Source organism: Franconibacter pulveris, from assembly GCF_056780215.1.
Genome location: NZ_CM165555.1, coordinates 3,372,206 through 3,396,715, shown reverse-complemented (window position 1 = coordinate 3,396,715; position 24,510 = coordinate 3,372,206). Strand labels below are relative to the sequence as shown.

Sequence of the window (24,510 nt, the reverse complement as noted above, 5' to 3'; positions counted from 1 at the left end):
ACCAATTCTGAATTTAGCGGAGCAGTGAAAGAATGACAAAATATGCTTTGGTGGGGGATGTCGGCGGCACCAACGCACGCTTAGCGCTATGCGATGTGGACAGCGGCGAAATTCTGCGGGCGAAGACCTATTCCGGGCTGGATTATCCGAGCCTTGAAGCGGTGGTGCGTGTCTATCTGGATGAACATAACGTCACTGTTACCGACGGTTGTATCGCTATCGCCTGCCCCATTACCGGCGACTGGGTGGCGATGACCAACCATATCTGGGCTTTCTCCATCGCGGAAATGAAAAAGAACCTTGGCTTTGCGCATCTGGAGATAATCAACGATTTTACCGCCGTGTCGATGGCCATTCCGATGCTCAAACAAGAAGAGCTGATCCAATTCGGCGGCGGTGCCGCTCAACCGGGCAAACCTATCGCCGTGTATGGCGCAGGTACCGGGCTTGGCGTGGCGCATCTGGTGCATGTCGATCGCCGCTGGGTGAGCCTGCCGGGCGAGGGCGGACATGTGGACTTCGCGCCTAACAGCGAAGAAGAAGCGATTATTCTTGAACAACTGCGCGCCGAAGTGGGCCACGTTTCCGCCGAGCGTGTGCTCTCCGGTCCGGGTCTTGTGAATCTTTATCGCGCGATTGTAAAAGCCGATGGCCGCCTGCCGGAAAACCTGCAGCCGAAAGACATTACTGAACGGGCGCTGGACGATAGCTGCACCGACTGCCGCCGCGCGCTTTCACTGTTCTGCGTCATTATGGGCCGTTTTGGCGGCAACCTGGCGCTGACGCTGGGAACCTTTGGCGGCGTTTATATCGCAGGCGGCATCGTGCCGCGCTTCCTGGATTTCTTTACCGCGTCAGGCTTTCGCGGCGGGTTTGAAGATAAAGGCCGCTTTAAAGCCTACGTGCAGGATATTCCGGTTTACCTCATCGTGCACGACCAGCCAGGGCTGCTGGGCGCAGGCGCGCACCTGCGCCAGACGCTGGGGCAAATCCTCTAATCTCAGGCGCCGCAAGGCGCCTTTTTTATAACCGCATCAGCAGGCGAAATTCTTTTACTTTGCTTCGGCTCACGGGCACCTGAAAGTCGAGATCCCGCAGGCGCAGAATATACGTGTTGTTAAACCACGGTTCTATCTCGCGGATTTTATTCAGGTTAACGCAGTAGGACCGATGGCAGCGGAAGAAATGCGCCTCCGGCAGACGGCTGCAAAACTCGGTGATGTTTATGGGCATCACATAAGCTTCGCGCCGGGTATAGACGAAGGTCATTTTTTCATGCGCTTCGGCATAATAAATATCGTTAATATCGGTAACGATAATTCGCTCATCTTTAATGAGGTTAATCGTCGCGTTTTCGCGGTTTGCCGGGCCTGCGGCATGCGGGCTCGTCTGCTGTGAAAAGGCGGCCTCCAGTTTCTGCAGCATGCTGATGATGCGCGATTCCTGATAAGGCTTAAGAATGTAGTCAAACGCCTCCAGTTCAAATGCTTCCACTGCATGCTCTTTCCAGGCCGTGATAAAAACGATAAACGGCTTATGGGCGAATTGGCTGATGTTCTGCGCCAGCAGCACGCCATCGAGCGAGGGAATGTTGATGTCGAGAAAAATAGCGTCCACGCGGTTATGCTGTAAAAATTTCAGCACGTCCAGTCCGTCGTCGAAGATGCCGACAATTTCCATCTCGCTGTGTTCTTTGATAAGCCAGCTCAGCTCCTGCTGCGCCAGCACTTCATCTTCAACAATGATGACTTTCATACGGCTCACCGTTACGGCTGAAGGGCGGCAGACGCGGCCAGCGCCTGCGGCTGATTAGGAACATAAAAAGCAATTTCGGTGCCCGGGTCGAGGCGGCGGATAAGCAGCCCTTCGCCATAAAGCAGTCTGACGCGGTGGTGCACGTTCAGAAGACCTATCTTATTGCCCGGCATTTCGTTCGCTTCCACCCGGTCGATAACCTGCTGGTCGATGCCGTGGCCGGTATCACGTACAGCGATGCGCACGCGGTTGCCGCTCTCCGTGACGCTAATCGTCACCACGCCTTTGCCTTTGCGAGGCTGGATGCCGTGTACGATAGCGTTTTCCACCAGCGGCTGGATAAGCAGACTGGGCACTACGCAGTTAACCTCCTCGTCGATGTCGTAGATGACGGTCAGCTTGTCGCCGAAGCGCGCCTGCTCAATAGCGATATAATCTTTTATCTGATAAAGCTCTCTTTTAATGTCTATCTGCTCATCATCGTTGAGTTCAATGTTGTAACGCAGGTATCGAGAAAGATTAAAAATCAGCTGGCGCGCGGTGTCCGGATTCAGGCGAATGGAGGAGGAAATCGCATTCAGCGCGTTGAATAAAAAATGCGGGTTAATTTTACTTTGCAGCGCCCGCAGCTCCGCTTTGTTCGCCATCTCGCGCAGCTGTTCGGTGCGGGAAACCTCAAGCTGAGTAGAAATGATTTGCGACAGGCCGATAGCCATCTCCTGCAGAGAAGAGGTTATCTGGTGCGCGTGACAGTAATAGATTTTTAGCGTCCCGGTCACCACCCCTTTTTCCCAGAGCGGAATAACGAGCATAGAGTGAATTTCCGGCGTACGGTGCGCTTCGTCATTGTTTTTGATAATGATCTTGCCGTAGCGGATCGCCTGTAGCGTAGTAGGACTGAGTTCGTCGTTATTGTCCCGATAGTTGTGCTCGCCCACGCCCACATAAGCCAGCACCCTTTCATTGTTGGTGATGGCGACGGCGTCGGCCTTGATATCGCGGCAGATAATCGCGCACACCTGGCGCAGCGATTCGCTGTTGACCTGGCGAAACAGCGGCAGCGTTTTGTTGGCGATATCCAGCGCGAGCTTCGCCTGGCGCGCGGCGCTGGCCTCTTTTTCGCCTTCCACGCTTCTGACCAGCAGCACGATAAAGCCAATCGACACCGTGCCGAGAATCATCGGCACGCCGATTTTCGACACGATATCGAGCCCAAGCGACAGCGTCGGCGCCCAGACGATCACCAGAATCATTGTCAGGGTTTCACACGCCATTCCGGCAAGAATACCGATGCGCCAGTGCTGCGCTTTCGGCACCCGCTGGTGGATCCAGCCTGAAAGGCAGCCCGCCACGATGCTGGTAATAAAACAGGGAATGGAGGTAATGCCGCCGATATCAATCAAGTAGCGGTGAACGCCTGCGATAAGGCCGGTAATAATACCCACCCAGGGGCCAAACAGGATGCCGCCGGACATGACCGCAATAATTCGCACGTTAACCAGCGAGCCTTCTACCGGTACGCCGGACCAGGTGCTGAACAGCGCGAACAGAGAGAAGATGGCGGTGACCGCTAACAATTCTTTGGCGGTGTGAGCGCTTTTATGCAGCAACTCGCGGAAAAGGCGGATGCGAATCAAAAAGAAGAGGCAGATAAGCATTAATGCCGCGCGGTCAAACACCGCCAACAGCATGTTGAAAATTTCGTGCACGTAATACTCGGGTTGTCATCAGGGAGAAAGGCCATAATAGAAAACCTGGCGGCAGATGACCAGCCGCCAGGTTTGCTGCGTTATTCGCCTTTCAGCTGTTCACGGCCAGCCGGGGTGAGACAGGCTTCGGTAGCGCGGCCGGTAAAATCCACCTCAAAGTCGTCGGCGGCGAAATCGGGCGGGGATCTGCCTTCGACAAACGCCGGCCACTGGCGCTTGAGGTAGGCGGCGTTTTTCTCGCACCAGGGCGCGGCGGCGATATACATTACGTTGCTGTCAAACTCGCCCTGATGTTCGTTTTCCACGGCGTGAATAACATCACAGTGCCAGAAAACCGTGTCGCCCGGCTCCATATCAGGAATTGAGGAAATCCCAGTCAGCAAAAGGGGATGCCACTGTTCGTTAATGGATAATGCGCGGCCAGGCTTCGCCTCGCACAACGACTCCTCCGGTACGTCATCCTGAAGGGCGCGCAGCAGGATGTAAGCCATGGCGTTGGCGATGGGCAGCAGCGTCAGCGTGCCGCCGTGTTTGCGCTGTTCGCTCAGCGCCGTCCAGCCCTGGAAAGTGCGGAACATAGAGCAGACTGCGGGGGAGGGAATTTCCCGCGCTTCGGTGCGCCCCTCAGCCTCAAAGGGATTATAACGACGCCACTCGCCGCTAAAGACATGACGATAAACGTGGCGGAAATTTTCATCCAGCCAGCGCTCCACCGAGCCGCCATCCACATGCGGCGACAGGCCCAGCGAAGAGGAGCGCGGCGGGCGGCGGCGGGTGCGGTCTGCATAAGTCACTACGCGGTTCGGATCGAAATGCTGCTTGCCCTGGCTTTCCGTCTGCCAGAGGTTATTAAGGAAAACTTGCGCGGCTTTCATGCGTTCGTGCTGACGCGCTTCTACCTGCGGCTTCGACCAGTAGATGCCGTAGATCTGCGGCTTACTGTCGGCAAGCGTGCCGAAGTAGTTATCTTCAGCGGCGTTTTTCAGTTTTTCGACGAAGTTATTGCGCTCCAGGTAGTCGCCGATTTCCTGATTCCAGGCGCGTGCCTGGTTTTCTGCAAACACGCCTTTGATAACGCAGCAGCCGCGCTCGCGGATTAACGCTTTTTGTTGGTCGCTGATGCGGTTATGCAGAATATCTTCGGCGTGGATTTGCGGAACCGGGCTTTCGCCGCGCTCCAGCTCTTCGCGGATAGCCTGGATTTGGCGCTTCATGTCCGCTTCCAGTTCGTTAAACACCGCTTTGTAATGAGGTAAGTCGCGGCGAAGCTTCTGTTTAACGTCACGAATAGCAACGGGCAGATCGTTGATTTGCAGGGTCATCGCGGTAACTCCGTAAGTGAGAGGAAAGAGGTTATAGGTTTGTTGCGACAGAGTTAATATAGCGTCTGATAATTGGATAAAACAGGGATATCTTTCAAATGAAAGTTCCTGTTTTTTCCGACGTCAAAAATTTTTTGTTTTCCCTCTCGACAGAAGAAAATTTTTCAGGCTATTTTCTATGCATGCCACAATCGTGGCGGCGTCGCTCGGACGGTCCGGGCGCTAACGTAAATCTGAGGAACTTATGGCTGACTCCAGCGCTATCCGTCGTTTTTCCCGTATCGATCGTCTTCCCCCGTACGTTTTTAATATCACTGCTGAACTGAAGATGGCTGCGCGTCGGCGCGGCGAAGATATTATCGACTTCAGCATGGGGAACCCTGACGGCGCGACGCCGCCACATATCGTGGAAAAGCTTTGTACCGTCGCGCAACGCCCCGATACGCACGGCTACTCAACCTCACGCGGTATTCCGCGCCTTCGCCGCGCCATTTCGCGCTGGTATCAGGAGCGCTACCAGGTCGATATCGACCCTGAAAGCGAGGCGATTGTCACCATCGGTTCGAAAGAAGGGCTGGCGCACCTCATGCTGGCTACGCTCGACCATGGCGATACCGTGCTGGTGCCTAACCCAAGTTATCCCATCCACATTTACGGGGCGGTCATCGCGGGCGCCCAGGTGCGCTCAGTACCGCTGGTGGAAGGGGTGGATTTTTTCAACGAGCTGGAGCGGGCAATCCGCGAAAGCTATCCGAAGCCGAAGATGATGATTCTGGGCTTCCCCTCAAACCCCACCGCGCAGTGCGTGGAACTGGAATTTTTTGAGAAAGTAGTGGCGCTCGCTAAACGTTACGACGTGCTGGTGGTGCATGACCTCGCTTACGCTGATATCGTTTATGACGGCTGGAAAGCGCCTTCTATCATGCAGGTGCCGGGCGCGCGCGACGTGGCGGTAGAGTTTTTCACGCTGTCCAAAAGTTACAACATGGCGGGCTGGCGAATTGGCTTTATGGTCGGCAACCAGCAACTGGTGAGCGCGCTGGCGCGTATTAAGAGTTACCACGATTACGGCACTTTTACGCCGTTGCAGGTGGCGGCTATCGCGGCGCTGGAAGGGGATCAGCAGTGCGTGCGCGATATTGCGGAGCAGTACAAACGTCGCCGCGACGTGCTGGTAAAAGGTTTGCACGAGGCAGGCTGGATGGTGGAGTGCCCGAAAGCGTCGATGTATGTCTGGGCGAAAATCCCGGAGCAATACGCCGCTATGGGGTCGCTCGAGTTCGCCAAAAAGCTGCTGCAGGAAGCAAAAGTCTGCGTTTCGCCGGGCATCGGTTTTGGGGAGTATGGCGACACCCATGTACGCTTCGCGCTGATTGAAAATCGGGATCGCATTCGGCAGGCTGTGCGCGGCATTAAAGCGATGTTCCGTGCGGATGGTCTGCTGCCCTCAGGGAGTAAAACCGCAAGCGAAAGCGCCGAATAAAACAAAACAGGAGCCCAATGGCTCCTGTTTCACTCAGGTGTTTTGCTAAATCATCAGGGCAAACGTGCCGGCCCACAACAGCAGAATCACCGATACGCCCATAAAGAAGTATTTCACGTCACATCGCTCCGCATACTCTATTGTATGCTTAAAAACTCTACGCAAGGTCTCAGTATAGAGAGATAAAACCGCAGTCGGAGGACTTTGAGATTTTTCCCGTCCTGACCTGTCGATTCCCCGGAAACGTTGACCATTCTGGGGCGCCAGCGGCCGCTAATGTACCCCTAAATTTTGAGGGAGACAAGCGGCTGCCGAGCCGCTAAGAATTATTTTTTTATGGTTTTGCTTACCGGTGTTATCCCCTTAAAAACATTAGAAAATACAACATTTACGGTGAGTAACTATCCATTCGCTCCCCCTTGCTTAGCCGCCGCCTGGTATGTAAATGTAAGTGATTTGTTGCATCAGCAGAGCAGGACAAATGGTTATCAGTAAAACTAACGCAGAACACTACCTGTGGGGTGGGGACTGCGACGGCTGGCATCTGGTAAAAGCGCAGGATTTAAGCGTCATTCATCAGCGCATGCCGTCGGGCCGGGGAGAGCAGTGCCACTATCATGAAACCGCAAGACAGTGCTTTTTTGTCATCAGCGGTGAAATGACGGTCGAACTTAACAATAAGGTTTTTGTACTGAAACCGGGCGAGTCACTTGAAGTTGCGCCGGGGCAACTTCATCAGATTCGTAACGAGGCCAATCCTGATACCGAATACCTGGTTATTTCCCAGCCTATGACGCGCAATGACCGTCGCGACTTTGCGGACAAGTTGGCGGCAAAGCGTTAACCGCCAGGATATGCGGCAAGCCCCCCTTTAAAGCCAGCCCGTTTTCCGCAATTTGCGATAAAGCAGGTAGCAGGCCAGGAAAGTGCCGCCAATCGTAACCGGATAGCCATAAATCGATTTTATTTCCGGCATGTGTTCGAAGTTCATGCCGTACATACTAAAGACAATGGTTGGGATAACCAGGATAGCACCCCATCCCGCCAGCCGCTTGGTCACTTCGTTTTGCTGTACGGTCACCAGCGCCAGGTTAACGTGCATGGCGCTGGTCAACATTTCATGCATATTTTCCGCATCCATTACCGCGTGATGAGCATGGTCCTGCACGTCTCGCAGATAAGGCCGAAGCGACTTCGGAAAAATATCTTCATGCAGGCGAATCAGCTGATTGCAGATTTCGTTAACGGGTAGCGCGGCATTGCGAATTTCCAGCAACTGCCGACGCAGCGTATAAACCTCCTGCATCGCTTGCTTATCGAATTCGCTGCGGAACATTTTTTCTTCAAGCTTTGTAATACGTTCTCCAAGCGAAGCGGTAATTTCCAGATAGTGATCGACAATAAAATCGAGCAGGCAGTAAAGCGCGTAACCCGGGCCGCCTTCCGTCAGCATTTCCGGTCGTTCCTGAGCCCGCATGCGGACTGGCGCATAGCTTTGCGAAGGGCCATGCCGTACGGAAACCAGATAATTTTTGCCAACAAAGAAGTGGGTTTCGCCAAAGTCGATACGGCCGGCATCGGACATATAGGCGGTTTTCGCCACAATAAAAATCGACTCGCCATACTGATCGATTTTAGGGCGCTGATGCGCCGTCAGGGCGTCTTCAATAGCCAGTTCATGCAGGCCGAACTCTTCCTGCATGTTTTGCATAAACGGCGGATCGGGCTGCCAGAGACCGAGCCAGACAAAGTTATCCGGCGACTTTAGCGCGTCGCTGATGTCCTCGACATTAATCACTTCAAACTCGCCGCCAGGGCGATAAACCATACTGTTAACAATCATATTTCTTCCCTGCGCACGCATAGTAATAGGGTAACTATAGCGACCGTTATGCTGCGTTTCCTGTTTAGTTTTCTGAATGTTGCGAAGGGCCGCTGACCTTTTTTAGAAATAGCCACTCTTGCAAGATTCATCTTCATGGCTGTCTGTCAGCGTAGGCGCGCGTTTATGACCCTGAACGCGTCGATGCGTTTGTAGCCGCCAATTCTTCATGTTCCCGGCTACAGGCAAAATGCTACATCGGTCATACCTGACCCGCCCTTCGTTAACCATCTTACCTAAGGCTTGCAGGGCATATTCAATGTATAGATGCTGAGCAGGCTCTTAAATGCATTTATTACATGCGTTCAACGACGTCCCCTTTAGCCGATGCAGTAGCATAAAGGTATCGAGAATAAAGATGCCTTATCGACGTGCCGGGAGGTCTTTAAAAAAGTGAAGGCATAACGGACCCGGCACCAGTAAAAAAGGTAAGCACTACAATAATACCCCTCTTCCTGCTCGAAATATTTTCTATATTTATAGGATGATTTTGGTTTATTAATTTATTGTATGCATACCCGAAAGGGGAATAATAACCATGAAACCCCTTTCCTTTATTTCTTGTGCTAAATAAGCATACCGTGCGGAAAGGGCGTTTTCTTATTCAGGGCAAGTGACTAACGTAAATACCAGCGGTGGGCGTCTATTTCTTCGCGTAAACACAAATGGTTTTATTATATCAATTAGTGATCTGAATGTGTTTTTGTTAATTCATTTAGCATTTTAATGGGATAATCAATTTTAACATTGTTCTCCTTGAAATTATTAATATTTTCCTAAGATGTCTGGAATTAAATTGTTACCGTGTGGAAATAATTTTCAACAGAAAATAACTGAGGAAAAAAGGCCAGTATATATTTCCTTGTGCCGGAATATCTGCCTTAACGGAAAGTGATTTGAAATTTATTTGCTCTGGCATTGCTCATTTTTTACAGCGCTCCGATCATGAGTATTTACATTTAAGCTATATTCCCCTCTTGTTCGTGCTTGCAATTCGCGTAGCATTTATCGCGTAACTGTCTGTTTTATAGATTCTATTTCATCGCTGTGGATGCGGCGAGGTGCTGTCCGGAAGATGTGTCAGAGATTTCCGGTAATCAGCCGTCTGAAGCACGTCATATGAAGGAACATTGTATGTCCGGTTCATTCCAGGAAGAAATTCCGAAAGCCCGTATTAACCTCAAATTGAACCTGCACACAGGGGGCGCTCAGAAAAAAGTGGAGCTGCCGCTTAAATTGCTGGTGACCGGTGATTTCAGTAACGGACAAGAGAACCGTCCGCTGTCTGAGCGTACCAAAATCAACGTTAATAAAAATAATCTGGGTAGCGTTTTGGCTGAGTTTTCACCGTCCGTTAACCTCACTGTTGAGAATACGCTCGCTGGTGATGGCAGTGAAGAAAACATCCGGCTCAGCTTTAAGGAGATGAAAGATTTTGAGCCGGAGCAGGTGGCCCGCCAGATCCCTCAGCTTAAAGCGATGCTTGCCATGCGTAGCCTGTTACGCGACCTCAAATCCAATCTTCTGGATAACGCCACATTTCGTAAAGAGCTGGAGGCCATTTTACGCGATCCGGCGCTCAGCAATGAACTGCGCGCTGAACTCAATGCCCTTGCTCCGAAAGCCTGACGGAAAATTAAAGGAAGATGCTGATGTCTGTACACAATGAAACCGCTGTGCCAACCGGTGAGACACTTGTCCGGGAACGTCCTGCAACTGATGGTGTTTACGCTTCCCTGTTTGAAAAAATCAACCTGAAACCTGCTTCCAGCCTCAGTGACCTGTCAGTCTGGCAGGATGAAACCGCCATGGCGGAAGCCGGTGCTAACGAACGCATTACTGCAGGTGTGCAGGTATTCCTGGAGCGTCTGCGCCAGTCCGGTCAGAAAGTGGATAAGCTCGATAAGACGCTGATTGACCATCATATCGCTGAACTGGATCACCAGATTAGCCGCCAACTGGATGTAGTCATGCACCACGAGGCGTTTCAAAAAGTTGAGTCGCTGTGGCGCGGCCTGAAGCATCTGGTGGATAACACTGACTATCGTCAGAACGTGAAGACCGAAATCCTGGATGTGTCTAAAGAGGATTTGCGCCAGGATTTTGAGGATGCGCCGGAAGTTATCCAGAGCGGGCTGTACTGGCATTCTTACGTTTCGGAGTACGACACCCCGGGGGGAGAACCCATTGCGGCGGTGATCTCGGCATATGAATTTGATGCCAGCCCGCAGGACGTAGCCCTGATGCGCAATATTTCTAAAGTGTCGGCGGCGGCGCATATGCCGTTTATCGGCTCTGCCGGTCCGAAATTCTTCCTCAAAAACTCAATGGAAGAGGTCGCCGCCATCAAAGATATCGGCAACTACTTTGATCGCGCCGAGTACATCAAATGGAAATCCTTCCGCGAGACTGACGACAGCCGCTATATAGGGCTGGTGATGCCACGCGTCCTGGGCCGCCTGCCGTATGGTCCGGACACCGTGCCGGTGCGCAGCTTCAACTATGTTGAGCAGGTGAAAGGCCCGGACCATGAGAAATACCTGTGGACCAGCGCGTCCTTTGCCTTTGCGGCTAACATGGTGAAGAGCTTCATCAACAACGGCTGGTGTGTGCAGAACCGTGGCCCGCAGGCCGGGGGCGCGGTGAACGATCTGCCGATCCATCTGTATGACCTTGGCACCGGCAATCAGGTGAAAATCCCGTCGGAGGTGATGATCCCGGAAACCCGTGAGTTTGAATTCGCCAATCTGGGTTTCATCCCCCTGTCGTACTACAAAAACCGTGATTACGCCTGCTTCTTCTCGGCGAACTCCACGCAGAAGCCAGCGCTGTACGACACTGCCGATGCGACCGCTAACAGCCGTATCAATGCCCGTCTGCCATACATCTTCCTGCTGTCGCGTATTGCCCACTATCTGAAGCTGATCCAGCGCGAAAATATCGGCACCACCAAGGATCGTCGCTTGTTGGAGCTGGAGCTGAACACCTGGGTACGTGGGCTGGTCACCGAAATGACCGATCCAGGCGATGAGCTGCAGGCATCTCACCCACTGCGTGACGCGAAAGTGGTAGTGGAAGACATCGAGGATAACCCGGGCTTCTTTCGCGTAAAACTGTTCGCTATTCCGCATTTCCAGGTGGAAGGGATGGACGTCAACCTGTCGCTGGTTTCCCAGATGCCGAAGGCCAAGTCATAAGCTAAGGCAGGAAGCCAATGAAGACGGAACAACCGTTATGGGGCAGGGGCGTTATGGTCTCTCCCCAGCACTTCCAGCAACAGGCCGCGTACGCGGCCTGGTCTGCGGAATGCATTGCCCGACTGGGGCTCTCCCATCCCTGGGGAATGATTGAGGCCACTTTCGAACCGGATGCACTGAAACTGGGCCGCCTGCAGGCCCGTCATCTGCACATCCGTTTCCCCGACGGCACGCTTATCGACACGGATAATGCCGATTCCCTGCCGCCGGTGCTGGCGCTTGAGGGCGAATCACAGGAAGTGGTGGTGGTTCTGGCGCTTCCGCTACTGCGGGCAAATGGCGGCAACTGCCTTAAACCCGATGAGGTGGCCGAGCGCCCTGTGCGTTATCGCCAGCGCTGGCGGGATGTCCGCAACACCTTTGGGGACGATACCCGCCAGATTGCGGTGATGCAGCCCGAGCTGACGCTGCGTTTCGCCCATCAGAACAACAGTGATTACCTGACCTGCCCGGTCGCCCGTCTACAGCAGGATTCACAGGGGAGCTGGGCAATCGATGAAACCTTTCTTCCGCCACTGCTGGCTCTGCAGGGCAGTCGCTGGCTGGTGACCCAGTTGGAACAGCTGATGACGCAACTGCGTGCCCGTCTGAGTCGCCTGATGGACATGCGTCGTGAAAGTAACGAGCGCATGGCCGATTTTGCTGTGGCTGATGTGTCTCTGTTCTGGCTGCTCAATGCCCTGAACAGCGCAGAACCCGTGCTCGGACAGTTTCAGCGTCACCCGCAAAGTCCACCGGAGCGTCTGTACCCGGAACTGGCACGCCTTGCGGGCAGCCTGCTGACCTTCTCGCTTGAGCATCAGGTGAGTGCTATTCCTGTCTGGCAGCATGATCAACTGAATAACGTCTTCCCGCCGCTCTTTGACCTACTGGGCGACCTGCTGGAAGCCAGCTTGCCGTCGCGGGTGGTAGCGATTGAGCTTGAGCATGATGCCCGGCTTCACTTCTGGCAGGCCCGTCTGCATGACCCACGCCTGCGCGAAGGGGCGGATTACTACCTCTCCGTGCGTTCACCGATGCCGGTGGCACAGCTGCAGGAACAGTTCCCGCGCCAGTGCAAGGTTGGCAGTCCCGATCATGTCAGGAGTATCGTCAATTCATCACGGGTGGGTGTGCCCCTGATGCCCCTGCGTCATGTGCCGGCCGCCATCCCACTGCGTCTGGAAAACCAGTATTTCAGCCTCGATGTCTCTCATCCTCTGGCCAGCGAAATGCTACAGGGCGGCACCTGTATGTTTTACGTTCCGGGCATGCTCGGCGAGCCTGAACTTGAACTCTTTGCGGTACTGAGAACATGAGTGAGCCTAAACGCAGCGCTGCTGCGTCCATTGATATTGATGCCCTGCTGCAGGACACCTGGTTGCAGGTCATCAGCCTGCGTCACGGTCCGACGTTTCAGGATGGAGAAGGGCGCACGTTGTGGGAGCGCTGCATTGCTGATGTTGAGCGTGTGCAGCGTGAGCTGAAAGCGAGTGAACTCGATGAAGCCAGCTGTCAGCATATTCTCACTGCACAGTGTGCGCTGCTTGATGAAGCCGTCAAAGGTCGCGGTGTTGAGGATGATGCCTGCGTGCAGTGGTATGACATTCCCCTGCAGGGGCACTTCCTCGGCACCATGGATGCCGGTGATACGCTGTGCGATCGCATGCGCGATGTGCTGCGTGAACCGGCGCCTGATCATGCTGTCGTGACATGCTTTCAGCGGGTCATGATGCTGGGGTTTCTGGGAAGTTTCCGCTCGCTGAACGACCCGGAACGCCTGCAACTCGCCAACGCGCTCAGTAAACATGTCACGCCGTTCAGCTATCCACAAACCCATCCGGTCCTGGCGGAAAGCCGTACCGGGCGTGGAATGGGCGGCTGGCTGGCGTCATGGCCCGTGCGTATTGGCCTGAGCGTGGTAGTGGTGGCCGCGCTGTGGTGGGGACTGAGCCACTGGCTGGATCAGACACTGCTGACCCTGCTGCCGGGAGCCGTGAAATGAGTTCTGCACAACAGCGCGGGCTTGCGCTCTGGGCCGCCCTGCTGAGTGCAGTGGTCTGCCTGGGCTTCCTGCCGCTATCCCGACTGGTTTCTGTACTTGTTCTGCTTACCGTTCTGGGACTTATCCTGGCGTTCTGGACTGTCGCCAGTCGTCGTGCGGAGCATGACGTCACCTTGCGTCTGGATGACCTTCCGGAAGCCGCTTACCGTCAGCCCGTGGTGCTGGTCTGTGGCGATCTGCCGCTGGCATGTATGCAGCAGTCACCGGTGCTTACGGTCACACAGGGTTGCTGGATCCGCGTGGAGGATCATCAGGATCTGGAGCAGGCCGCCCGCCAGGTACTGTGGTTGCGACCTGACTGGGGTCGCCAGCTGTCGGTGATGGTCAGCGTCTGTCCTCAGAAACACGCCGCCAGTGAAGCGCTGACCAGTCGTCTGCTGGCCCTGCGCTGGCAAATCAGTCAGCTGCGTAAAGAGACGGGACATTCTGTGCCGCTGGTTCTGAATGGTCAGGTTGGCAGCGCGATGACGAATGATCTGCTCTGGCAGGCGGCTATCCCGGGAGAAGGGGTGAGGGTCTGGCGTGAATCTTCAGCGCCGAGTTCAGTCGCTGCATGGGTTACCACCGGTGGGTCGCCTGCGATGCAGCAACAGGTGTTGATGAACAGTCTGATGAGCTGGTTCCATCAGCACGTCAAAGCTGTCTTTATGGATGAGAACCCCGACGTTCCTGTCATTGCTCCTGTCGCGGTGCTGTGGGGAATGGGACCGATCCTTGCCGGAAGTCTGGCCACATCTGCCTGGACTGCGTGGCTTTCCCGTCACACTGCGATGCAGCAGGTAGCGGGCTGGCAGCCGTCAGGAACGGACAGTACGGTTATCTCCCCCTTGCCGGATTTTATCCTGCCGCTGCTGCCCGAAGGACGAGGCCTGACGCCGCGTGGGCGAACCTGGCGTTGTGCGCTCGGGCTTTTCACGCTGGCGACGATTGCAGCTCTGCTCAGTAGTGGCTGGAACAATCGCCAACTGCTGCAGCGTGTGAGCTTCGATATTGCCCGCTATGACCGTATCCCGATGCATGATTTCGGACCAAAAGCCGCTGCCGTTGCTGTCCTGCGTGACGATGCGGCAGAGCTGGATGACCAGGCGCGCAATGGCGTACCGGCGCGGATGGGCCTCGGTTTGTACCAGGGTGAGCGTCTGCGAATGCCTGTGCTGGATGCGATCCGTTCGTATGTGCCTCCACCGCCGCCTGAACCACAGCCGAAACCCAAACCGATGCCGAAAATTGTCCGCCTCGACAGCATGTCGCTGTTCGATTCCGGTAAATCCGTGCTGAAGGCTGGTTCCACCAAAATGCTGGTCAACTCACTGGTCGGTATCAAGGCGAAACCGGGCTGGTTGATTGTTGTGAGTGGGCATACCGATAACACCGGTAACCCGAAACTGAATCAGACGCTATCACTCAGGCGTGCCGAAGCGGTACGTGACTGGATGCGTGATACCGGTGATGTACCGGAAAGCTGTTTTGCGGTGCAGGGCTATGGCGAGAGCCGTCCGATCGCAACCAATGACACCCCGGATGGGCGTGCGCTCAACCGCCGTGTCGAAATCAGTCTGGTACCGCAGGCCAGTGCCTGTCAGATACCGGGCCACAACCAGGCGTCATCGCAGGATGATGGCGCATCACAACACAATGGAGAGTAATTCCATGGCAATTCCTGTTTATCTTTGGCTGAAAGACGACGGCGGCGCGGACATTAAAGGTTCTGTGGACGTTCAGGATCGTGAAGGCAGCATCGAAGTGGTCGCTCAGGAACATAACCTGTACATCCCGACCGACAACAACACCGGCAAACTGACCGGCACCCGTATCCATACCCCGTTCCTGTTCACTAAGGAAATCGACTCCTCCAGCCCGTATCTGTACAAGGCGGTAACCACCGGTCAGACCCTCAAGTCTGCAGAATTCAAGTGGTACAAAATCAACGACGCGGGCCAGGAAGTGGAGTACTTCAACACCAAACTGGAAAACGTGAAAGTGGTGAAAGTGAACCCGGTGATGCACGACATCAAGGATCCTTCCTTCGAGAAGCACAACCACCTCGAGCAGATCGAACTGCGTTACGAAAAAATCACCTGGACCTATAAAGACGGCAACATCATTCATTCCGATTCCTGGAACGAACGCGCCACCGCGTAAGCCACGAGCGGGCAGAGTTTCTCTGTCCGCTTTTCTTTTTCGCTGAATGTCTGCCGGGGCGGGCTTTCAGCAACGAAATCCGCAATCTGCCTGCCCGACCCTATGCGCTTTGGTCCCCTGAACAGGAAACAGCGAGGGGCGGTAGCATGCCCCGAATCAATCGACCAGAGAGAACACCGAGAAATGGAAAATCCAGCCATTCTGTTACGCCGTCTGAACCCATACTGCGCCCGGGCGATGGAAGGCGCCGCCTCTTTATGCCAGACCCGGGCGCATGCGGAGATCTTACCCGAGCACTGGCTGCTGAAACTGCTGGAGCAGGGAGAGGGCGACCTGACCGTGCTGGCGCGCCGCTATGAGTGGGATATGGACAGCATCTGGCAGGATTTACTCAGTTGGCTTGACAGACAACCCCGCTCGGTGCGCCATCGCCCCCAACTTTCTGAACCCATTCAAATATTTATGCAGGAGGCATGGCTGATTGCTTCACTCAATGGTGAAGATCAAATCCGCAGTGTTCATCTGTTGATGGCGCTGGTTAAGAAACAGGGCCTGGTCCGTTGTGATGGTTTGTGGCCGCTGCTAACGCTGGGGCAGCGACAGTTAGAACGTCTGAGGCCACTACTTGATGCGCAATCGGATGAACGCCCGGATGTGCAGCTTGAAGCTCAACTGGCCCACAACCGTGGCGGGGACGTGGAGTTTGTCGGGCGTCCAGTCGGAGCTGAAGTGAAAGAGGGCGAACTGACCCCGGCGCTGCAGAACGCGCTGGATAAATTCACCCTCGACGTAACTGCTAAAGCGAAAGCTGGCAACATTGATCCGGTCTTTGGCCGTGACACTGAAATTCGCCAGATGGTGGATATTCTCTCTCGCCGTCGCAAGAACAACCCGATCCTGGTGGGGGAACCCGGTGTCGGCAAAACCGCGCTGGTGGAAGGTCTGGCGCTGCGCATTGCCGAAGGCAACGTGCCGGAGTCGCTCAAGCCTGTGGCGCTGCGTACCCTCGACCTCGGCCTGTTGCAGGCAGGCGCAGGCGTGAAGGGCGAATTCGAGCAGCGTCTGAAAAACGTCATTGACGCTGTGCAGCAATCGCCGACCCCCATTTTGCTGTTCATCGACGAAGCGCACACCATTATCGGGGCCGGCAACCAGGCTGGCGGCGCAGATGCGGCTAACCTGTTGAAACCTGCCCTGGCGCGTGGCGAACTGCGCACCATCGCCGCCACCACCTGGTCAGAATACAAACAGTATTTCGAACGCGATGCCGCACTGGAGCGTCGCTTCCAGATGGTTAAAGTCGACGAGCCGGATGACGATACCGCCTGTCTGATGCTGCGAGGCCTGAAATCCCGTTATGCGGAGCACCACAACGTCCATATCACCGACGACGCGGTGCGCGCCGCGGTCACGCTTTCGCGCCGCTATATAACAGGCCGTCAGTTGCCGGACAAAGCGGTCGATTTACTTGATACCGCCGCAGCCCGTGTGCGCATGAGCCTCGATACCGTGCCGGAGCAGTTGACCCGCATTCGCTCGCAAATTACGTCGCTGGAAATGGAGAAGCAGGCGCTGCTGGAGGACATTGCTGTAGGCAGCCAGAACCACGACGAACGTCTAATGGCGATTGAACAGGAAGAAGTACGCCTGATTGTTGAGCTCGACGAACTGGAAACCCGGTATGGCCAGGAGCTGGCGCTCACCGGGCAACTGCTGAAAAGCCGCCAGGATATCTCCCGCCAGAGCGAGAGTCACACGTTACAACAGGAACTGAATGGTTTGCACCACAGCAACCCGTTGCTCACCGTGGATGTGGATGTACGCACCGTCGCCAACGTAATTGCCGACTGGACCGGCGTGCCGCTCTCCTCACTGATGAAAGACGAGCAGACCGAACTGCTGACCCTTGAAAACGAAATCGGCAAACGCGTGGTGGGCCAGGACGCCGCTCTGAACGCCATCGCTCAGCGCCTGCGCGCGGCAAAAACAGGTTTAACGTCAGAGAATGGCCCCCAGGGCGTGTTCCTGCTGGTCGGCCCGAGCGGGGTCGGTAAAACCGAAACCGCGCTGGTGCTGGCGGACGTGCTGTACGGCGGAGAAAAATCCCTTATCACCATTAATCTCTCCGAATACCAGGAGCCGCACACCGTTTCCCAGTTGAAAGGCTCGCCGCCGGGCTACGTGGGTTACGGTCAGGGCGGTATCCTCACCGAAGCCGTGCGCAAGCGACCGTACAGCGTGGTACTGCTGGATGAAGTAGAGAAAGCTCACCGCGACGTCATGAACCTGTTCTATCAGGTGTTCGACCGCGGCTTTATGCGCGACGGCGAAGGGCGTGAAATCGACTTCCGCAACACGGTCATTCTGATGACCTCGAACCTTGGTAGCGACCACCTGATACAACTGCTGGACGAACAACCCGAAGCGACGGAAGCGGATGTGCACGAACTGCTGCGCCCGATACTACGCGACCACTTCCAGCCAGCACTGCTGGCGCGTTTCCAGACCGTGATATACCACCCATTAGCCGAAGCTGCGATGCGTACCATCGTGGAAATGAAGCTGTCACAGGTCAGCAAGCGCTTACATCGTCACTACGGTCTGACCACGCAGATTGATGAGAGCCTGTATGACGCACTCACTGCCGCCTGCCTGCTGCCGGACACTGGCGCACGCAACGTCGACAGTCTGCTCAATCAACAAATTCTGCCGGTGCTGAGTCAGCAGTTGCTGACCCACATGGCTGCGAAACAGAAACCACAGTCGCTATGGCTTAGCTGGAGTGAGGAAGAGAGTATCGGGCTGGAGTTTGACCGTACACAAGGAGTGCACGCATGAGCAGTAATCCCCCGATCAGATTCAGCCACAACCATCACCAGCTGTCGGTGAAGGGATGTGACGCAGAGCTCGATGTGCTGGCGTTTGAAGGCGATGAAGCCCTGAGCCGGCCTTTCAGCTACCGTGTTGAGTTCACCAGCGCTGACCATGCCATCAGCAAAGAGATGATGCTGTTGAAGACCGCTTCCCTGACGCTGCAGGCTCCGGTTGACCAGGGTTACGGCATCAAAATGCAGCAGGCCGTGCGCACCCTTCAGGGAGTGGTGAGTGGCTTTGAACGTCTCAACACCTCAAAAGATGAAACCCATTATGCCCTGACGCTCCGGCCACGCCTGGCGCTGCTTGACCGTTCGCACCAGAACGCCATTTACCAGGACATGTCGGTTCCGCAGATTGTGGAAAAAATCCTGCGCGAACGCCACAGCATGCGCGGCCAGGATTTCCTCTTCTCGCTTGCAAAAGAGTACCCGCGCCGCGAGCAGGTGATGCAGTACGGTGAGGACGACCTGCATTTTATTACCCGTCTGCTGGGCGAGGTGGGTATCTGGTTCCGCGTTACCACCGACACGCGCCTGAACATCGACGTCGTGGAGTTTTACGATGGTCAGCAGGGCTATGAAAAAGGACTGACGCTGCCCTCGGTTCCGCCATCAGGACAGCATTCTGAAGGTGTGGACTCGGTCTGGGGCATGGAGAGCCACCATAACGTGGTGCAGAAACAGGTCAGCACCCGTGATTACAACTACCGCCAGGCCACGGATGACATGAACACCCGGGTCGATGCGGCCCGCGGGGATGTCACCACCTGTGGGGAGGCTTACCACTGGGGAGATAACTACCTGACGGCGGGGAATCCCTGTGACCGCAACCCGGCCCCGGAGTCCGGAGCATTTTATGCCCGCATTCGTCATGAGCGCTACCTGAATGGCCAGACGCAGACCCGTGCCATCACCAGCTGCCCGACACTCTCTCCGGGTCAGGTACTGAAAGTCACCGGCGGGTACGAAGTGGCAGACGTGTTTGCTCATGGCGTGGTCATCACGGCGATGCACAGCCATGCGCGCCGGGATGAAGATTTTAGCGTCAACTTCAACGGCATTCCGGACAGCACGGATTTTAGTTTCCGTCCTGAGTCTGGCTCACGCCCGGTGATGGCTGGCACTCTGCCTGCCCGCGTCACGAGCACCACCGAGAACGACACCTACGGGCACATCGATAAAGACGGCCGCTATCGCGTCAACATGCTGTTTGACCGTGATAACTGGGAGACCGGGTTCGAGAGCCTGTGGGTGCGCCAGTCCCGCCCGTATGCCGGCGATACCTACGGCCTGCATCTGCCGCTGCTGGCGGGCACCGAAGTGGCGATTGGCTTTGAGGATGGTAACCCGGACCGGCCGTACATCGCGGGCGTACTTCACGACTCGGCGCACGGGGACCACGTCACCATCCGCAACTACAAACGCAACGTCCTTCGCACGCCGGCGAACAACAAAATCCGCCTGGATGACGAGCGCGGAAAAGAACATATCAAGGTCAGCACGGAGTACGGCGGCAAGAGCCAGCTGAATCTCGGACATTTAGTGGATGCTGAGAAGCAGAAGCGCGGTGAAGGTTTTGAGCTCAGAACCGACAGCTGGGGTGCGATTCGGGCGCAGAAAGGGATTTTTATCAGCGCTGACGGGCAGACGAAAGCACAGGGCCAGGTGCTGGAGATGCAGCCAGCGGTCAGCAATCTGGGTGATGCCCGGGACCAGATGACGTCCATCTCCGATAATGCACAGAAGGCGACCGCGAATCCGGCCGATCTCCAGGCGCAGATTAAGCTGCTGGAACAGCAGCTGACAGACCTCAAAAAATCGGTTCTGCTGCTCAGCGCGCCGGAGGGTATGGCGATGACCAGCGGCCAACACCTGCAGGTGTCAGCCAGCCAGAATCTGATTGCCACTGCCGGTAAAAATGCTGATGTCAGCGTGGTGAAAAATCTGTTCATCGGGGTAGGCAATGCCCTGAGCGTGTTTGTTCGCAAGCTGGGGATCAAGCTCATCGCGAACCAGGGGCCGGTAAAAATACAGGCGCAGAACGACCTGATGGCGCTGCTTGCTCGTAAAGAAATCAGCATTGTCAGCACGGAGGATGAAATCAAAATCATCGCGAAGAAGAAACTGACTTTGAATGGCGGTGGGAGCTATATCAGGATTGATGCAAGTGCGATTGAATCTGCTACTGCAGGTGAATATCGTACGAAAGCAGGACACTATGGGCGTAAAGGAAGCGCATCAGAGAAGGTCGCGATGCCTGTATTTCCTGTAATGGAACCTGGCGAACAAAGTTTACGTTTTGCTTTTCCTGGTGCCGATAGTGTCATCCACAGTATGGACTGGATGATAAATCAGCCGTACAGCATTACAGACAGTAATGGGAAAATCCTGTCTACCGGTACGGTTGACAGTTCAGGTCGTTTCCCGGAAATAGAACTTTCTGAAAGTGAAACATTAAATTTAATCATTGGACGAGAAACCTGGAGTAAAGAAGATCTTTCTATTTCATCAAACGAAGATGACAGTGTAGAGGATCTTGAGGATGAAGAATCTAATGCCGATCTTTATTTAAGTGAAGTGGATTCTGAAGATGATAGAGCATCAGCATTGACTGAATCAATGATTTCAACTTTATTAAATTTAACAAAGGTTAATTGATAATGTTAAATGTGCTTATGAAACTGACTTTGAGTATGGCTATCTTATTTTATAGCTTCGGTGCATATGCTATATGTCTGAAAGAGGGGGATAAGATAGTACTCACAGGAGTAATGAAAGAAGAATTATTTTACGGCCCCCCAAATTGGGGGGAAGATAGAAAGCATGACGAAAAATTACTCTACTGGATCCTGCATTTAAGTAGCCCACTAAAGTGCGTAATTGATGCTAACACTGAGCAAGAAGGCTGGGACAGCAATGTTCAGCTCATTATTAGCGGTGACGATTATAAAACTAAACGCAATTTACTTAATCACCATGTTACTGTAGATGGAAATGTTATGCTTGCTGTCACAGGCTATCATATGACTTCAGTTTTACTAAAAGACACCAGTTTTAAACCAACGGAAGAAAAATAAAAAAAGGATGATGTATGAGATTTGTAAAAGCGACATACCATCTTGAAACCAAGACGGTTGAGTACGAAGCTGGTGATGGGACTCGTTTGCTAAAAACTGCAGGGACATTAAACTGGAGATTTAACAATCCCGGAAACATTATGGCATTGCCTGATGCAAGTAAGCAAAAAGGGCGGATAGGTGCCGGGACTGTATATAATCCGAAAGAAAATACATTTGCGATTTTTTCCAGCATTGAAGCTGGGGAACGTGAAAAATGTGCATTATTGAAGCGAAAGTATAGAGATAACACCATCTCTGAGATGATGTCGCAGTATGCTCCTGAAACCGCAGGCAATGATCCCGTAGCTTATTCCAACTTTATAAGTTCAGAGAGTGGCATTGCAAAAGATAAAAAAATATCTGACTTGGATGATAATGAATTCGGCAAAGTTGTGGATGCAATCAGTAAAAAAGAAGGTGGCCTGAAGGCCGGTACTGAAAAATGGGTGTATGTGACAAACTTGACGGTTTCAGACGGCTCCCGCCCAGTTGCTGATGTGCCATTTAAGGTGACACTAGGAAGCACTAGCTACGAGTGGAAAACAGATGCTTACGGCAAGCTCAAGACAATCATCCATACGAAACAAGGAATGGCTATTGTCGTCAAATATACTAATTCTGCTGGAAAAGAGGATGCGGTTTATTCAGCAGTTGCTGGGGATGAAACGAAGAATATACTGCTCACGCGAAATTTTTCTCAATTCTCTGCAAAAACACTTGCCGAGACTCCCAAAGTGCCACGTGAGAAGAGCCCTCAGAAACCGATAGAGTATATAGTCATGTCAGGAGACTCTCTATCAAAAATTGCCGAACGTTATAAGACAAGCACTGATGAAATTGCCAAGAACAATAATATAAAAGATGTGAGTAAGATCTTCCCCGGTCAGCATTTGACGATTTATGGTGTCAATACTAATGGCCCTGCAATCTATATTGTTGCACCAGATGATACGTTGGCGAAGATCGCAGAAAAAAATGGTACTAATGTTGATGATATTGTGCGGCAGAATAATATATCAGATCCTAATAAAATATACCCGGGGCAATCAATTTCTATAGACAAAAGTGGCAATGCTACGTCTGGTCAGACTGAAAAGCCAGTTGCAAATCCGATAGCCTCAAAACCAGTATATAAAAAACCTGAAAAAAATAGTGTAATCAATACGAATAAAAAAGCACTGGATTCAGTTGGAGGAAAAAATTCTGGCAATCCGATTGCGTTACTTCCACATGACCAGAGAGAGGCTCCATGGATGAATATAGCACTGAGTGAGGCAAAGAAATGGCATGGGACTAAGGAAGACCATATTACTAGTAATTACCATGCATTAATAGGTCATGGGTGGATAAAAAATCTAATTGGGACATTGAATGCTTGGTGTTCGTCTTTTGTAAATTATTGTTTTCAAGAAAGTGGGTATCATAAAACAGCCCCAGATCCGTATCGCGCTATTTCTTTTTTTAGAGATAGCACTAATTTTTTTGAAATCAAAAAACCTATCTATGGATGTGCCGCATCATCAGGACATCACGCAACCTTTGTGTATGGAAAATCGAAATCAGGGGCATTAATTTGCTTGGGAGGGAATCAGGGCGATACAATAAAATTCTCCCCCTATAATGGATTGAGATTTTTTTTACCAGTGGCATACAAAGGATATTATCAGTCGAATGTACATAAAGAATTAGATATCTTTGATGTAAATGAACTCAATGAAATGATTGGTATTCATTCCAAAACAACTGGACGTGAGAGTATAAGATGATTCTAAAAACAAAAATAACCCTTGCATTAGCTTTGATGGTTTTACCTGTGATGAGTAGTTTAGCAACTACTTTTACCAAAGAGTTCGAACGCCCGGATGGTATTCATAAGGTCAAAATTGATATTTACGAAGAAAATAATGGTGACACTAAAAATTCAAAGATTACCGCTTCGGAATATGTAAATGACAAAAAGGTATGGAGTCTTGTCGATTATGTGAATAATTGTCCGCTTGATATAAACATGGCTTTAATTAAGGATTCCTTCGAGATTAAGAACATTAATGGCTCATTTGATGCTGTATTGTTTTCTTATACCATAGGTTGTGTGGGGGGACTTGATCCAGTTACTGTAAAATATTTTGCTTACGAAAATGGCATGAAGCATTCTCTTCGAGGAGAAGAGCGGATGGTTACGCCAGATGGGGTAATTGATGATAATGTTAAGCCGGTGCCTGATACTAATTTGAAAAACAATGTCCTATTATATAAATATATGACAAGTAACTGGAGTAAAGCGTCGACAGTTGTTCTAGAATAAATTCTTTTAATTAAATATTTAGTCAACATAGCAGGTCAGAATGAGAGTGGCAATAGCGGTGATTTTGAATTCAATTATTGCTTTTACATTCATATTGTCTCAGTCGGTTTTTGCAAGTTCTGAAATATTGCAGAAAGCATGGAGTGACCTTGCTTGTTAAGCAAATTACAAGGAATAGCACCGATTGGACTCTTAAGGATTTTGTCCGAAACTGCGACGAAGATATAAAGCTGGATATTGTACCTGATTCTGTCGAAGTGAATGAAAAGTTTTCTGGTGGTACAGGAACCGTTTTATTTGCCAACAAGATTGGGTATGTTGGTGGGATTGACCCCGTTGCTGTAAAATATTTTGCGTTTCGAGGTGGAGTAAAATATTCGTTAAGGGGAGAGGAGCATATTATTGTTGGCGATTATGAATTCGGTGGAGAGAAGGCTCCAGTACCTGATTTTAATCTCCAGAACGACAGGTCTCTTCTGAAGTACATGACTAAAAAGTGGGTTTCTATTTCATTGTCCAAAGGAAATTAATAATCAAAGTGCTTTATAGCGCTGACGAATGGATGCTTTATTGAAATTATCATTATCTTTCGTTCTGTAGGTAATAATGATTTGAG

20 protein-coding genes are annotated in these 24,510 nt (G+C 52.6%); 15 read left to right on the top strand and 5 right to left on the bottom strand.

Annotated elements, in window-relative coordinates; translation table 11 throughout:
- The first annotated feature begins 32 nt into the window (after positions 1 to 32).
- Positions 33 to 998, top strand: coding sequence for a glucokinase (gene glk / locus ACU4F7_RS16010; RefSeq protein WP_024558546.1), 966 nt, complete (start codon positions 33 to 35; stop codon positions 996 to 998).
- A 25-nt stretch (positions 999 to 1,023) separates the two neighbouring features.
- Here the strand turns inward: glk and ACU4F7_RS16005 are convergent, their stop codons facing one another.
- The 3 genes from ACU4F7_RS16005 to ACU4F7_RS15995 all read right to left on the bottom strand — a co-directional run bounded on the left by ACU4F7_RS16005 (position 1,024) and on the right by ACU4F7_RS15995 (position 4,786).
- Complete coding sequence (locus ACU4F7_RS16005; RefSeq protein ID WP_481637334.1) at positions 1,024 to 1,755, bottom strand: LytR/AlgR family response regulator transcription factor; 732 nt, start codon at positions 1,753 to 1,755, stop codon at positions 1,024 to 1,026.
- Positions 1,756 to 1,766: 11 nt separating this feature from the next.
- Positions 1,767 to 3,464: a sensor histidine kinase gene (locus tag ACU4F7_RS16000; protein ID WP_024558544.1), complete on the bottom strand. Its 1,698-nt coding sequence runs from the start codon at positions 3,462 to 3,464 to the stop codon at positions 1,767 to 1,769.
- 80 nt (positions 3,465 to 3,544) lie between these two features.
- Positions 3,545 to 4,786 carry a DUF1479 domain-containing protein gene (locus tag ACU4F7_RS15995; RefSeq protein WP_481637333.1) on the bottom strand — a complete coding sequence of 414 codons (1,242 nt, stop codon included), beginning with the start codon at positions 4,784 to 4,786 and terminating at the stop codon, positions 3,545 to 3,547.
- A 244-nt stretch (positions 4,787 to 5,030) separates the two neighbouring features.
- Between ACU4F7_RS15995 and alaC the strand changes: the two genes are divergently transcribed.
- Entirely contained in the window at positions 5,031 to 6,269 is a 1,239-nt protein-coding gene (alaC, locus tag ACU4F7_RS15990; RefSeq protein WP_029593514.1) for an alanine transaminase, read from the top strand.
- 45 nt (positions 6,270 to 6,314) lie between these two features.
- Here the strand turns inward: alaC and ypdK are convergent, their stop codons facing one another.
- Positions 6,315 to 6,371 carry a membrane protein YpdK gene (gene ypdK / locus ACU4F7_RS15985; RefSeq protein ID WP_097566156.1) on the bottom strand — a complete coding sequence of 19 codons (57 nt, stop codon included), beginning with the start codon at positions 6,369 to 6,371 and terminating at the stop codon, positions 6,315 to 6,317.
- Positions 6,372 to 6,750: 379 nt separating this feature from the next.
- Between ypdK and ACU4F7_RS15980 the strand changes: the two genes are divergently transcribed.
- Positions 6,751 to 7,113: a cupin domain-containing protein gene (locus ACU4F7_RS15980; protein ID WP_481637332.1), complete on the top strand. Its 363-nt coding sequence runs from the start codon at positions 6,751 to 6,753 to the stop codon at positions 7,111 to 7,113.
- A 27-nt stretch (positions 7,114 to 7,140) separates the two neighbouring features.
- Here ACU4F7_RS15980 and ACU4F7_RS15975 read toward each other — a convergent pair whose 3' ends face one another.
- Entirely contained in the window at positions 7,141 to 8,112 is a 972-nt protein-coding gene (locus ACU4F7_RS15975) for a magnesium and cobalt transport protein CorA (RefSeq protein ID WP_029593512.1), read from the bottom strand.
- A 1,173-nt stretch (positions 8,113 to 9,285) separates the two neighbouring features.
- On the opposite strand from ACU4F7_RS15975, the gene tssB reads away from it, so the two are divergent.
- From tssB to ACU4F7_RS15915, 12 genes are all read left to right on the top strand, one after another.
- On the top strand, positions 9,286 to 9,780 hold the full coding sequence (gene tssB / locus ACU4F7_RS15970) for a type VI secretion system contractile sheath small subunit (protein ID WP_029593511.1): 495 nt from the start codon (positions 9,286 to 9,288) through the stop codon (positions 9,778 to 9,780).
- A 17-nt stretch (positions 9,781 to 9,797) separates the two neighbouring features.
- A complete protein-coding gene (gene tssC, locus ACU4F7_RS15965) occupies positions 9,798 to 11,348 on the top strand; it encodes a type VI secretion system contractile sheath large subunit (protein ID WP_481637331.1) in 1,551 nt (516 codons plus the stop codon).
- A gap of 17 nt (positions 11,349 to 11,365) precedes the next feature.
- Positions 11,366 to 12,706: a type VI secretion system baseplate subunit TssK gene (gene tssK / locus ACU4F7_RS15960; protein WP_481637330.1), complete on the top strand. Its 1,341-nt coding sequence runs from the start codon at positions 11,366 to 11,368 to the stop codon at positions 12,704 to 12,706.
- Entirely contained in the window at positions 12,703 to 13,392 is a 690-nt protein-coding gene (gene tssL / locus ACU4F7_RS15955; protein ID WP_481637329.1) for a type VI secretion system protein TssL, short form, read from the top strand. The genes tssK and tssL overlap by 4 nt, the downstream gene beginning before the upstream one ends.
- The gene (locus ACU4F7_RS15950; RefSeq protein WP_481637328.1) at positions 13,389 to 15,098 is read left to right on the top strand and encodes an OmpA family protein; all 1,710 of its coding nucleotides are present in this window, start codon (positions 13,389 to 13,391) and stop codon (positions 15,096 to 15,098) included. The genes tssL and ACU4F7_RS15950 overlap by 4 nt, the downstream gene beginning before the upstream one ends.
- 4 nt (positions 15,099 to 15,102) lie before the next feature.
- Positions 15,103 to 15,594: a type VI secretion system effector Hcp gene (hcp, locus tag ACU4F7_RS15945; RefSeq protein ID WP_001007319.1), complete on the top strand. Its 492-nt coding sequence runs from the start codon at positions 15,103 to 15,105 to the stop codon at positions 15,592 to 15,594.
- Positions 15,595 to 15,777: 183 nt separating this feature from the next.
- Positions 15,778 to 18,432, top strand: coding sequence for a type VI secretion system ATPase TssH (tssH, locus tag ACU4F7_RS15940; protein ID WP_481637327.1), 2,655 nt, complete (start codon positions 15,778 to 15,780; stop codon positions 18,430 to 18,432).
- Positions 18,429 to 21,128, top strand: a complete 2,700-nt coding sequence (locus ACU4F7_RS15935) for a type VI secretion system Vgr family protein (RefSeq protein WP_481637326.1) — start codon at positions 18,429 to 18,431, stop codon at positions 21,126 to 21,128. Before tssH ends, ACU4F7_RS15935 begins: the two co-directional genes overlap by 4 nt.
- Positions 21,129 to 21,130: 2 nt before the next feature.
- Complete coding sequence (locus tag ACU4F7_RS15930; protein ID WP_481637325.1) at positions 21,131 to 21,547, top strand: DUF4431 domain-containing protein; 417 nt, start codon at positions 21,131 to 21,133, stop codon at positions 21,545 to 21,547.
- A gap of 14 nt (positions 21,548 to 21,561) precedes the next feature.
- Complete coding sequence (locus ACU4F7_RS15925) at positions 21,562 to 23,355, top strand: TIGR02594 family protein (protein ID WP_481637324.1); 1,794 nt, start codon at positions 21,562 to 21,564, stop codon at positions 23,353 to 23,355.
- The gene (locus ACU4F7_RS15920; RefSeq protein WP_481637323.1) at positions 23,352 to 23,894 is read left to right on the top strand and encodes a M949_RS01915 family surface polysaccharide biosynthesis protein; all 543 of its coding nucleotides are present in this window, start codon (positions 23,352 to 23,354) and stop codon (positions 23,892 to 23,894) included. Before ACU4F7_RS15925 ends, ACU4F7_RS15920 begins: the two co-directional genes overlap by 4 nt.
- Positions 23,895 to 24,037: 143 nt before the next feature.
- Positions 24,038 to 24,424 (top strand): M949_RS01915 family surface polysaccharide biosynthesis protein, encoded by a 387-nt coding sequence (locus tag ACU4F7_RS15915; protein WP_481637322.1) that lies wholly within the window; start codon positions 24,038 to 24,040, stop codon positions 24,422 to 24,424.
- Positions 24,425 to 24,510: the final 86 nt, after the last annotated feature.